Source organism: Sorangium sp. So ce296 (assembly GCF_051529605.1).
GTDB classification, from domain to species: domain Bacteria; phylum Myxococcota_A; class Polyangia; order Polyangiales; family Polyangiaceae; genus Sorangium; species Sorangium cellulosum_D.
In genome coordinates this window covers 14,346,653-14,359,180 of record NZ_CP150325.1, presented here as the reverse complement: position 1 = coordinate 14,359,180, position 12,528 = coordinate 14,346,653, and the positions used below count along the sequence as shown (strand labels likewise).

Annotated in this window: 7 protein-coding genes; 5 read left to right on the top strand and 2 right to left on the bottom strand. The window is 76.9% G+C overall.

Going from position 1 to position 12,528, the window contains the following annotated elements:
* The first annotated feature begins 116 nt into the window (after positions 1 to 116).
* From WME98_RS52980 to WME98_RS52970, 3 genes are all read left to right on the top strand, one after another.
* Positions 117 to 1,238: a serine/threonine-protein kinase gene (locus WME98_RS52980; protein ID WP_437949148.1), complete on the top strand. Its 1,122-nt coding sequence runs from the start codon at positions 117 to 119 to the stop codon at positions 1,236 to 1,238.
* A 52-nt stretch (positions 1,239 to 1,290) separates the two neighbouring features.
* Positions 1,291 to 2,412: a hypothetical protein gene (locus WME98_RS52975; RefSeq protein WP_437949147.1), complete on the top strand. Its 1,122-nt coding sequence runs from the start codon at positions 1,291 to 1,293 to the stop codon at positions 2,410 to 2,412.
* A gap of 171 nt (positions 2,413 to 2,583) precedes the next feature.
* Positions 2,584 to 4,017, top strand: a complete 1,434-nt coding sequence (locus WME98_RS52970) for a sigma 54-interacting transcriptional regulator (protein ID WP_437949146.1) — start codon at positions 2,584 to 2,586, stop codon at positions 4,015 to 4,017.
* A 5-nt stretch (positions 4,018 to 4,022) separates the two neighbouring features.
* Here WME98_RS52970 and WME98_RS52965 read toward each other — a convergent pair whose 3' ends face one another.
* A complete protein-coding gene (locus tag WME98_RS52965) occupies positions 4,023 to 5,732 on the bottom strand; it encodes a hypothetical protein (RefSeq protein WP_437949145.1) in 1,710 nt (569 codons plus the stop codon).
* A 44-nt stretch (positions 5,733 to 5,776) separates the two neighbouring features.
* Positions 5,777 to 9,826 carry a protein kinase domain-containing protein gene (locus WME98_RS52960; protein ID WP_437949144.1) on the bottom strand — a complete coding sequence of 1,350 codons (4,050 nt, stop codon included), beginning with the start codon at positions 9,824 to 9,826 and terminating at the stop codon, positions 5,777 to 5,779.
* 29 nt (positions 9,827 to 9,855) lie between these two features.
* On the opposite strand from WME98_RS52960, the gene WME98_RS52955 reads away from it, so the two are divergent.
* Both WME98_RS52955 and WME98_RS52950 read left to right on the top strand, forming a co-directional pair.
* Positions 9,856 to 11,277, top strand: coding sequence for a serine/threonine-protein kinase (locus WME98_RS52955; RefSeq protein WP_437949143.1), 1,422 nt, complete (start codon positions 9,856 to 9,858; stop codon positions 11,275 to 11,277).
* A 461-nt stretch (positions 11,278 to 11,738) separates the two neighbouring features.
* Positions 11,739 to 12,419, top strand: coding sequence for a hypothetical protein (locus WME98_RS52950; protein ID WP_437949142.1), 681 nt, complete (start codon positions 11,739 to 11,741; stop codon positions 12,417 to 12,419).
* Positions 12,420 to 12,528: the final 109 nt, after the last annotated feature.

Sequence of the window (12,528 nt, the reverse complement as noted above, 5' to 3'; positions counted from 1 at the left end):
GCAGAGAAAAACGCGCAACGCTCGACAACGCGTCACGCGACGGCGGCGCGTAACGTAAAATGGCCGGGTTGATGGATTTCCATTGACGTGATACCTGGCCGTCCAGAGTATCGAGCATGGAGTCGTCTGGTCTGGGCACTGTCGGTCCCTACGAGCTGCTGCTGCAGCTGGCCGTGGGCGGCATGGCCGAGGTCTTCATCGCCCGTCGCGCCCGCGCGGCGGGCCCGGGCGGCGAGGGACCGGGCGGCGAGGGACCGGGCGGCGCGGCTGCCCCGCGCGAGCCGCTCGTCGCGGTGAAGCGAATCCGCGCCGATCTGCGGTCCGAATCGGGGTACGCGGCGATGCTCTTCGACGAGGCGGGCATCGCGTCGCGCATCGCGAGCCCGAATTTCGTGCCGATCCTCGATTGCGGTCTCGACGAGGGGGGCGCGCCCTACCTCGTGATGGAGCTCGTGGTGGGGGTGACCCTGAAGCACCTCACGCGGCCGCCGGAGATGATCGAGATCGGCGACGCGCTCGAGCTCATCGCGCAGGCGGCCGAAGGGCTGCACGCGGCGCACGAGGCGCGCGACAGCTCGGGGGAGCTGCTCCAGGTGATCCACCGGGACATCTCGCCGTCGAACGTCCTCGTCGGCGTGGACGGGCGGGCGTCCATCTGCGATCTCGGGCTCGCGTACGCCCTGCGCCGCACGACGCGGACGAAGACCGGGACGGTGAAGGGGAAGCTGAGCTACCTCTCGCCCGAGCAGGCGCACGCGCGGCCGCTGGATCGGCGCTCGGACGTGTTCTCCCTCGGGGTCGTGGCGTGGGAGGTGCTGGCGGGCAGGCGGCTGTTCATCGGCAGCAGCATGCTGTCGATCCTGCACGCCGTGCTGGAGCGCGAGGTGCCGCCGCTCTCGAGCGAGCGCGAGGGCGTGGGGCCGGCGGTCACGGCCGCCGTGGCGCGGGCGGTCGAGCGCGATCGCGACGCGCGCTGGCCGACCGCGGCGGATTTCGCGCGGGCGCTGCGCGAGGCGGCCGAGCGCGAGGGGCACGCGGCGTCGCGCGCGGCCATCGGCGCGCAGGTCGCCGAGATCCTCCCGGAGCCGCTGCGGCCGCTGCCGCCGTACTACGGGCCGGGCGGACCGGTCGTCCCGCCGGAGATCGTCGCCACGCTGCGCTCGATGCACGAGGCGGGGGTGGTCGGCGAGGGGGACCCCAGCGGCCTCCTGATGCCGCGGGGGCGCTCGCGCGGCTGAGCGACGCGCACGCAGGGGCGCGCGCCCGCCCGGGAGGATAGGATGTCCGGGGATGGAGCCCGTCTTCTTCCTGATGATCATCTCGGGAATCGCGGGGCTCGCGAGGTGCTTCGCGGGGGCGCGAGGGGAGGCGAGGCGGGCAGCCGAGGTCCGCTGGCGGCTCGCCCGGCCCATCTGGCAGCGCGCCGCGGCCCTCGTCGGGGGGCAGTTCAGGTCGGGCCCGAGCCAGTTGGGCGACCCGCGGATGCAGATCTCCGTCGTGCTCGAGAACGTCGCGCTGCTCGTCGACCACGACATCGATCACGACGACGTGCTCGCCGTGCGCTACCGCACGCGCATCACGAGCACCGCGCGGAACCCGTCGGGCCTCAGGCTCCGCGTCAACGAGCAGCGGCTCGGCGGCGCAAGCGGCGGGGCCTTCCGGGCGAGGCGCGTGGACGTGGGCGATCGGGCAGAGGACGGCGCCTTCGTCGTGAAGGCGAGCAGCGCGACGCTCGCGCGCTGGTGGCTCACCCCGGAGCTGCGCGCGGCGCTCCGCGCGGCCACGGACTACCAGGTCACGCTCGAGTCGCACCGGCTCACCGCCGTCCGCGCCGGGCTGGAGGACGACGCCGAGAAGCTCGCGAGCGCCATCCGCGCCGCCGCGCTCCTCGCCGGCCGCGGGCGGGCGCTGACGAAGGAGCTGCGGGCGCTGGCGCACGAGCTCGGCGGGCGCCTCTCGCCCGGCGCCGGCTCCATCTCGTCCGAGGGCGAGGTGACCATCGAGCTCGAGCACCGCGGCCGGCGCGTGACCGTCGAGTTCGGGCGGGACGGGAAGAAGGGCCCGTTCGGCACCCAGGTGCGCGCCGCCCGCGCCGCGTCCCCCTCGGAGCGGTTCGCCGCGAGGCGCCGGGCCAGGCGCGCCGCGGCGAAGGGGGCGCCACGCCCGCGCGGCGACGAGCCCTTTCCCATCGCTTACGAGGTGCAGGCCGACGCGCCGGACCGGCTGGCGCGGCGCCTCGGCGACGAGCTGCAGCGCGAGATCGTCGCGCTGCGCCCGGCGGCGATCCTGGGCGACGAGGCCGCCGTCACGGTGGTGTTCGGCGAGCTCGAGACGGGGCGCGACCGGATCGAGCGCGCCATCGCCATCGTCGCCGCGCTCGCGGCGCCCGGCCCGCATGGGCCCTACCGCTGATCGCGCCGAGCCGCCGTGTCGCCGCGAGGCCGGCATGACGGCGCGCGGCGGCGGCGATCACGTCGTCGGCCGCCGCCGGCCGGGGCGTGGTAGATCGTGGGCCTGCAGCATGCAGGCTCACGTCGAACTCCCGGCGCCTCCTCCGGCCGCGCCCTCCCCGGGGCAGGCCGCATGAGCGCGGCGCGCGACGAGCCGACCACGCTGGTCCGCACCCAGCGGCGCGCCGGCTCGGGCGCCGAGCCGCGGCCGTTCCTGTTCCTCGTCCTGCAGTGCCAGCGGCCGCTGGACGCGCCCGCGCGGCTCCCGGTCGACGGGGTCGACGAGGTGCGGTTCGGGCGGGGCCCGGTGCGCTCGATCGACCGGCGGACCGAGGGGGAGCGGGCGCTGCTCGACGTGCGCCTCGAGGACGGCTGGGTGTCGTCGCGGCACGCGCGGATCACGCGCGAGGGCGGCCGGCTGCGCCTGGAGGATCTCGGCTCGACGAACGGCACCTTCGTGAACGGCGTGCCGCAGCGGAGCGCGCTCCTCTCCGAAGGGGACCTGATCGAGCTCGGGCATACGTTCTTTCTGTTCCGCGAGGTCGCCGCGCCCGGCGAGGCGCTCTGCGAGGCGGCGTCGGCGCCGGATCAGCCGTTCGGGCTCGCCACCTTCGCGCCCGCGCTGGCCGAGCGCTTCGCCGCGCTCCGGGCCGTCGCGCCGGCGAACATCCCGGTCGTCCTGCAGGGCGAGAGCGGCACCGGCAAGGAGGTCGTCTCGCGCGCCGTCCACGCGCTCTCGGGCCGGCCCGGCCCGTTCGTCGCCATCAACTGCGGCGCGCTGCCCGCGAGCCTCATCGAGTCCGAGCTGTTCGGCCACAAGAAGGGCGCCTTCTCGGGCGCCGCCGAGGACCGGCCGGGCCTCATCCGCGCCGCCGACAGGGGCACGCTCTTCCTCGACGAGATCGGCGACCTGCCCGCGGCGTCGCAGACCGCGTTCCTGCGCGTGCTCCAGGAGTCGGAGGTCGTCGCCGTCGGCGCGACGCGCCCGGTGAAGGTCGACCTGCGCGTGGTCGTGGCCACGCACCGCGACCTCCCGGTGATGGTGGAGCGCGGCGATTTCCGCGGCGATCTCTTCGCGCGCCTGTCGGGCTTCGTGCTCGAGCTGCCGCCCCTGCGAAAGCGCCGGGAGGACCTCGGCCTGCTGATCGCCGCCCTGCTCCGCCGCGCCGCCCCGGACCGGGCCGGGGAGATCTCCCTGAGCTGCGAGGCGGCGCGCGTGCTCCTCCTGCGCGAGTGGCGGCTCAACGTCCGGGAGCTGGAGAAGTGCCTGGCGACCGCGATCGTGCTCGCGGGCAGCGGCAGGGTGGAGCTCGATCACCTGCCGCCGCCCGTCGTCGTCTCGCGCAGCAGCCTCCCGCCCGAGGCCTCGAGGCCCGAGGCCCCGCCGAGCGAGCGGCCGCGGCCCGCCGCGGAGGACGGGGCGCGGCGCGAGGCGCTGATCCGCCTCCTCCGCGAGCACCGGGGCAACATCAGCGCGGTGGCGAGGGCGATGGGCAAGGGGCGGACGCAGATCCACCGCTGGATCGCGCGCTACGGCATCGAGCCCGCGGACTACCGGGACGGCTGAGCGCGTCACGGGGCGTCCTCCGGATCAGGACAGAGCGGCGCGTCGACGTACAGCGCGCCGGAGACCATCCGCGCAAACGGGGATGCCCGGATGACGTCCGACGGGTGGTTGAGATAGACCGTGATCGGATGGCGCCAGATGGCCCCGAGGAGGCCCTTGCACTGCTGGAAATCGCCGTCGCCCTCCACGCGCCCCCCGTCGGCGACGGAGCACTGGTCGAGCGGCGGACAGTCGGTGAAGGAATGCGCATCGCCGCAGGCGCCGACCGAGGTCGCGACGCAGTCCTTGTCCTCCCCGGCGCCGGCGCAGAGGCGGGCCTCCACGTAGGCAGCTTGCTCGGTCCAGTATTCGCCCGTGCAGGCGAAGGCGTGTCGAAAGATGGACTCCCCGGAGCCAGGAGCGCCATGGAACTCGCCGTCTTCCGTCACCTCGTTCATCCCCTCCTCGAGCCGGTGGTGGAGCGGTTTGTTCCCCCAGAAGCTCCCGTAGAACGCGCCCTCGCGCCAGCGGAAGACGCGCGCCTCCGGCGCGGGGTACTCCGCGGGCTTGAACGACGCCTCGATGATGGAGACGGCGCCGGGCGGCGGCGGTGGGAGCGGCTGCACGTGGCTCGTGACGCTGAAGCGCTTGTGATTCTGGAGCGCCGGGCCCAGGACCTTCCCCAGCCCCGGGGCGCCGCCGCCGCCGCTCGTCCGCGGGCCGTTCATGACGCTGAAATGGCCGCTGACAGGGCAGCGGAAATGGAGCGCCGGCTCGCTGCGGCCGCTGCAGCGCACCTCGCTCGGCTCGATATGATCGGGTGAGCCGTTGTCGCAGCCGCGGATGCCGCTGCAGACGCGGACCACCGTGTCGCCCTGGGGCAGCCCCGCGGCGCTCGACGGGTCGGCCTCGCAGTCGCCCAGGGGCTCGCCGCCGACGCCGATGTACACGTACGAGCCCGGGGTGCAGGTCCCGATGTGCCCGGGCGTCCAGCCGCAATCGCGCGACGCGCCGGATGTCTCTGTCGTGCACCGCGCGAAGCTCGGGATGGGGTCGCCGTCCTCCGTGACGGTCACCACGCGCACGGACGGCGCCGGCGTGAGGAGCTTTGGCCGATCCTCCTGAAACGCCTGGCCTCGCATCGAGAGGGTCACATGGCGGCCCAGGGCGTTCACCCGCGACAGCATGCACGCCGTGAGGAGCTGCCGGCACTTCGCCCCGATCCCGCCCTCGGCCCACTGGGGGCATATCCCGATCTCGCCGGGAAACGTGTATTCCTCGCCCGTCGACGTGTCGGTGTACGAGACGCTCTGTCCCTCCTCCAGGGCGCAGGAGACGAGATAGCGCATCACCTCGCGCGTGGGCTCGTGGCGCAGCTGGAAGCGGAGCTCGGGCTCGCCGCCCTCGTCGGCGTAGCTCTCGGTCGCGAGCGGGACGCTCACCATGACCGGGTTGGCCCGGATGTTCGTGATCAGCGCGTTGCGGGTGAGCGCCGCGGCGGAGAGGCCGTTGCCGTACACGCCCTGCACCGCGTCCACCCACGTCCCCAACAGATCGCCGGCCGGCCCGGTGGTGGCCGGCCCGGTGGTGGACGACCCGGTGCCGGCCGCCCGCACCGAGACCGGCGGCGCGTCGAAGGAGGCTGCGCCGTCGCCGACGACGCAGCCCGCGCCGGCGCCGGCGATCGAGAGCCCGAGACAGAACACGAACAACCCAGGAGTCCGGTAGATCTTCACGCGGTCAGGTTCCTTTCTGCGCTCGGGCAAGCCGGCTGACCGGTTCACGCGCCGACGTTCGCCCTCAGCGCGAGGAGCGCGCGCTCGAGCTCGTCGAACCGCCGCTCCCAGAACCCCGCCGAGATCGACCTCGCCTCCTCCAGGAACACGCGCGCCTCGCCGGCGGCGCCCGCCCGGAGGGCCGAGAGGACCGCGCCGTGCAACGCCTCGGCGTGCTCATGAAGGATCGCGGTGCGCCGCGCCTCCTCCACGAGCGCGCGCCACGCCGCTGCGTCGAACCGACCGGCTGCCCGGTCGTCCAGGGTCTGTTGCACCAGGCATGCCAGCGTCCGGGCACAGGGGGTGAGCTCGGCTTCGGGGAGGCTCGCGCGGGCCTCGGCCAGGTGCCGGGCCGCCTCCTCGTGCTCGCCGCGGGCGAGCTGGATGCGGGCGAGGAGCAGGGCGTCGTCCGGCGAAGGGCGCTGGTTGACGTAGCGCCGCTGGAGGTCGAGGCACCGGCGCGCGAGGGGGAGGGCCTCGTCCAGCGCGCCCATCCAGTAGCGCAGCTCGGACAGGTTCAGCGTGGCCATGCGCTCGAGCTGGGCGTGGCCGAGCTCGCGCGCGAGGCGGACCGCCTCCCGCTGGTCCTCGAGCGCGCGGCCTTCGTCGCGCCGCTTCACCGACATGAAGAGCCGGTTGATGTACGCCGTGCAGAGGTGGAAGACGTCGCCGGCGCGCAGGCAGGCCCGGGTGACGGCCTCGCCGTGGCGCTCGGCCTCGTCGAGGCGGCCGGCCACCGAGAGCGCGCCGACGAGCAAGAGCCGCGCGATGACGTGCGCCTCGTGGTCGCCGAGGGCGAGCGCGCCGCGGGCGGCCCGCTCCAGCTTGGGGATCCCGTCGTCGACGCGCTGGCCGCGGCAGTCCGAGCGGCCGCTCGCGAGCAGGCAGCGCGCGTCGAGGCGCGCGTCCCCGAGGCCCGCGCAGAGCTGCGCCGCGCGCGCCGCCGCCGCCGCCGAGGCGGGGAAGTCCTCGAGCCAGTCGAGCGCGGTCGCCTCCTCGAGCAGGAGCTCGGCCGCGCGGCCGCGGTCGCCGGCGGCCTCGGCGAGCGCCCGCGCGGCGCGCAGATCGGCGAGCGACTCGCCGAAGCGCTGCAGGCGGTAGCGCGCCCGGCCGCGGCCCGCGAGCGCCCGGCCGCGGGCCGCGGCGTCGCCGCCGTCGAAGAGGCGCAGGGCCGCGGTGAAGCGCTGCTCGGCCTCGACGACGTCGTGCCGGGCGAGCGCCTCCGCCGCGAGCGCGGCGTGCGCCGCCGCCGCGGCGGCCGCCTCGCCGGCGGCCGCGGCGTGGCGGGCGATCCGGGCGCGCGACCCCGCGGCGGGCGGCGCGCCGGCGAGGCGCCGGAGGACGGCGGCGTGCAGCGCGCGGCGGCGGGCGGGCGGGATGCGCGCCTCGACGGCCTCGCGCAGGAGCGGGTGCCGGAAGGCGTACCGCGGCGGCGACGTCGGCAGCGCGACGAGCACGCCGGCCCGCGCGAGGCGCGCGAGGCCGACGCCCGGGTCCAGCGCGCCGGCCGGCGGGGGCGCGCCCGGGGCGTCGAGGGCGGCCTCGAGCTCGGCCGGGGAGAGGTCGTCGCCGAGGACCGCCGCGCGCTCGAGCAGGTCCACGAGCGGCGGCGGCAGCGCCGCGATCGCGCGCGCGGCCAGGAGCTCGCCGAGCGGCGCGGCGGAGAGCGAGAGCAGCTCGTCCGGCGCGAGGGTCCAGCCCTCGCCGCCCCGGGCGCGCCGGATCGCGCCGCCGACGCGCAGGGCGCAGGCGACCTCCACGAGATCGCGCGGGACGCCGCGCGAGAGCGCGCGCAGGTGATCGAGCACGGCGCGCGGGACGAACTCCACCGGCCGCAGGCGATCCTGGAGCACCGCGCCCGCGGCCTCGGCGTCGAGGGGCCCGAGCTCGAGCGCGAGGCGGCGGGCGGCGCGCTCGCCCAGCCCCGGGCGGAGCGACGCGATCGTGGGCCGGGCCGCGAGCACGATCGCGAGGCGCGCCGGGCTGCCCTCCGCGGTGGCCAGCTCGAGCGCGTCGAGCGCGGCCGCGTCCGCGCGGTCGGCGTCGTCGAGCAGCAGCGCGAGCGGCGCGGCGGCGGCGAGGGCGGCCGCGAGCGCCCGGGCCTCGGCGTGGCGGCGCGCGCCCGCCGCCTCCAGCAGGGGCGCGGCCGCGGGATCCCGGCCGTCGAGCCGCCCGAAGGCGAGCCCAACGGCCGGCCACGCGCGGGCGGCCTCCGGCGCGCCCAGGCGGCGGGCGAGCGCCGCGCCGACGGTCGCGTCGAGCGCGCCGCCCTCCGGGAGGCCGAGGGCCGCCCGGAGGAGCGCGGCGAGGGTCGCGCCGCGCTCGGCCGCCTCCGGCCCCGGCGCGGCGGCGGCGTGCACGATCGCGCCGCCCTGGCGGAGCGCGGCCGCGAGCGCGCCGAGGAAGCGGGTCTTGCCGTGTCCCTCCGCGCCGAGCACGGTGACGAGCGCCGGCCCGCCGCCGGCGAGCGCCTCGGTCGCGGCGGCGAGGGCCGCGGCGAGCGCGGCGTCGCGGCCGCGCAGGGCGGTCTCGGCGGGCTCGCCGGGGGGCGCGTCGCTCGGGCCTGCGGGTGGGTCGTGACCGTCGGCGGGCGCGTCGCGCGGGCCCTCCGCGAGCGCGCCCTGCGCTTCGGCCGTGAGCAGCGCCGGCGCCGCGGCGCCCGCGCCCTCCGGGCGGGCCCGATGCGCCTCGGCGCTCCACGCCTCGGCGGCCTCCAGCGCGGCGCCCGCGAGCGTGGTGCCGTGCGTGCCTTCGCGCACCCGGAGCGGCGCCAGGTGGACGACGAGGGGCGGCGTCGCCAGGCCGGCGGCGGCGAGGCGCGCGGCCGCGCGCACCGCCGCGCGCACCCCCTCGCCGGGGTCCGCGGCGGCGGGGAAGGCGAGCACCGTGTGCTCCCCGCGAAAGCGCGCCAGGAGGCCGCCTTCCGCGCGCGCGACGTCGGCGGCGAGCGCGCCGGCGCGCTCGCGCGTGCGCAGGGCGAGCAGCGCCACGGGCCGGCGCTGGCCGGGGGAGCGCGCTTGCGCGCCGGCGCTCTCGTCCGGCGCGCCGGCGCTCTCGGCCAGCGCGCCGGACGGCGCCGCGCGCCCGCCGTGCGGCGCCGCGCGCGCCTCCAGCGCCGCCGCGAGCGCGCGGGCAACGTCGCCCGCGCGGGCCGGGCGGGCCTCGGGGTCTTTCACAAGGCAGCGGAGGACGGCCTCGTCGGCGGCCGGCGGGAGCCGCGCGAACGACGAGGGCGGAGCCGGCCGGCGCGCCACGTGGGCCTGCCGCACCTCCGCCGCCTCGCCCACGAACGGCGGCCGGCCGGTGAGCAGCTCGAAGATCACCGCGCCGAGGGCATAGACGTCCGCCCGCGGGCCCACGCCGCCTGCGCCGAGGCACTGCTCCGGCGCCATGTACGTCGCCGTCCCGAGGATCGCGCCGGTGCGCGTCAGGTCCGGGCCGAGCGCGCCCTCCGCGCCCTCGGCGTCGTCCGCGCCGCGCGCCGGCGCCGCGAGGCCGAAGTCGATCAGCGCGACCTCGCCCCCGGGCCGCAGCCACACGTTCTCGGGCTTGAGATCGCGGTGCACGAGGCCCGCGTCGTGCACCGCGTCGAGGGCCGCCGCGATCGCGCGCGCGAGCCCGGCCGCCTCGTCGGGCGGCATCGCGCCCGCGCCCGGCAGGTCCGCGAGGCGCGACGCGAGCGAGCTGCCCGCGAGCCGCTCCAGCGCGAGGAACGGGCGCAGGTCGGCGGCGCGGCCGCGGCCGAGCAGCGCGGGCGCCGCCGGCGGCGCGAGGCGGGCGAGCGCCGCGGCCTCGCGCGCGATCCGGCCGTCGTCCTGCAGCCGCGCCACCTTGAGCGCCACCGCGCGGCCGTCGCCCTCGCGCGTCGCCGCGTAGACGCGCGCGAACCCGCCCTGCCCGAGCATCTGTTCGACGCGGAACCCGGGGACCTGCGGGGGCGGCTCCGGATCGACCGCCTCGGCGGCGGCGCGCGTCGGCGGCCTCGCCAGCGGATGCCCCGGGCACGCGGCACCGGCCCGCGCGGGGAGGCGGCGATGGCACTCGGGGCAGCGCATGGGGCGCGAGTATACTGGGGTAGGTTGCCGTGCTGACGCCTGCCGAGCTCGCCCTTGAACCCGAAGCGACCGCCGTCATCTCCGGCCGTCCGGAGGAGCTGCAGACGACCGTCGCCGGCGGCGCGCTCCCCGCGGGCGCGGTGGTCGGGGGCTACCTGCTCGACGAGGTGCGCCTCGCGGGCGGCTTCGGCGTCGTGCACCGCGCCTGGCCGATCGGGGGCGGCGCGGCGGTCGCGCTGAAGGTGCTCCACCGGGAGCTGTCGCTCTTGCCGGCGATGCTCCGGCGCTTCCAGCAGGAGGCCGAGGTGCTCGCGCGGCTCAGGCACCCGTCGATCGTCGAGGTCCGCGGCGTCGGCGCGCTCGACGACGGCCGGCCGTACATCGCGATGGAGTGGGTCGACGGCCGGACCCTCGCGGCCGAGCTGCGCGCGCGGGGCGCCCTCTCCCCGGCCGAGGCGGTCGCGCTGCTCGAGGAGGTCTGCGGCGCGCTCGTGGCCGCGCACGCGATCGGCGTCGTGCACCGCGACGTGAAGGCCCAGAACGTCATGATCCGCCCTGCCGTCGGCGGGGGCGGCGCGCGCGGCGTCAAGCTCGTCGATTTCGGCATCGCCAAGCTCCTCCACCCGGCGCCCGGCGCGCGGGGCGAGCGGAGCAGCAGCGTGATCCTCGGCACGCCGCTCACGATGGCGCCGGAGCAGATCCTCGGCGGCGCGGTGGACGCGCGCACGGACATCTATGCCGTCGGCCTGCTCGCGTACCAGCTCGTGACGGCCGAGCTGCCGTTCCAGGGCGCCGATGCGGTCGAGACCGAGGAGATGCACCTGCGCGCGCCGCCGCCCCGCCCGAGCGAGCGCGCGCCGGTGTCGGCCGCGTTCGACGCCGTGGTGCGCCGCTGCCTCGCGAAGGAGCCGGCGGACCGGTACGCGAGCGTCTCCGAGCTGCTCGCGGCCCTGCGCGGGGCGGTCGCCGCGCCGGGCCTCGGGGGCTCCGCGGCCGCGTCCGGCGGCGTCGACGGCCCGAGCGCCGCGCTGCTCGTCGAGGCCCGGCTGGCCGCGCCGGACGACGCCGGCGACGACGCGCTCGCCGACGTGGAGCGCCTGCTCCAGGCCGCGCGGGCGGCGCTCTTGCGGATCGGGGCGACGCTCGTGGTCGAGAGCGCGGATGCGCTGCTCGCGACGCTGCCCGCGCCGTACGAGCGCGCGCCGGATCGGGCGCTCGGTTGGGTCCTCGAGCTCTGGGCGGCGCTCGGCGCGCGGGCCGGCGCGAGCCCCGAGGTCCTCCCGCGCCTCCTGCTGCACGCGGCCGCGCCGGAGGGGCTGCGCCGCTGGGCGCCGGGGCCGACCGGGGCGGGCGTGTTCGTGACCGACGCGTTCGCCGGGGGGCTCGCCGAGGCGCGCGAGCGCCCGCCCCTTCCGGCCGCGGGCGGCGGGCTGCGCCGGGTGTCGCTCTGATCGGCGTCGCCGTCGCCCGGAGCGGCGTCGCGCAGCGCGGTGTCGTCCAGCGCGCCGCGGCCTCGCGCGGGAGCTGGCTGTCACATCGTCCCCCTGTCACATCGTCCCCTGCCACAGGGGGTGTGACAGGGGACGATGTGACAGCGGCGATGTGACAGGGGACAGCCGGCGTGCGGCAGGCGGGGCGCCTGCGCGGCGCTGTCGTTCCGCAGCGCGGCGAGGGGCGCGCGGGTCTCGTGCGCGCGTCGTCTTGCAGGTTTTCGGCATTCAGGGCCATCCACGGGGCTCGCGGCGGCTGCCTGATGGCCTTCGGCGGATACCGCGGCGTCGCGTCCCCGCGCGCTGGCAAGGCGCTTGCGATGGCGGGCCGCCGCGAGGCGCCGCCGCGACCGGGCCATCCTGGCCCGCCGGGCGGCCGGCCGCCTCTGCCTCGACAACACGAACGCTGAGGAGACATCGCCATGCGTATGGTCCGCTTTGCATTCGCGCTTTTTGCCCTGTCCGCTGCCGGATGCGCCGTCGACGCGGCAGGCCCCGAGCTCGCGCTCGACGCCCCGCCGCTCTCGGAGACCTGGACAGTCAGCAGCTCCGCGTCGACGACGAGCTGGAGCTCGGGCATCGTCGCCAACCTCTCGGTCGCGTCCCTTCACTGCAACCTCCTTTATGGCGATAGATTCATGTTGGCCGACTTTGGCGTGAACCAGGAGGTCATCGCCGATCCCGCCGACTTCATCGCCAACATGGTTGGCTGGTGCCGCGAGTTCAATCTCCTGGATCCAGCCCTTCCGTGGACCGGCACGTACGTGAACACCAACATCTTCTCCGCGCCGAGCTACCGCCCCGGCATGCTCTGGACCCGGGTCCCGGCGAACGACTCCTATCCCATCGGACTGCAGCTCAGGGTGAACCCCATCTCCCACGTGAAGGACGTGCGCTTCATCTACGCTCACAAGGACGCGACCGGGATGGCCCTCGACGTCGCCGCGCCTTCCTACTCCCCCTGGGCGATCGGGTACGCCGGGGCGCTCCAGACCCTGAGCTGCCCGCCCCAGGAGGTGGTGACCGGGGTGGATGTCGGGTACGACACGGGCTCGGGGCAGATTCGGAGGCTGGATGTCCACTGCCGAGAGCTGATCTGGTGAGAGGCCGGCGGCCGGCGCGCCTGCCGGGGGCTTCGGCCTCCGGCGGGCGCCGGACCGGCCGGCGCTGTCTTTCCGCGCCGGGATCGTGCACCATGGCGCGAGGTGCCCA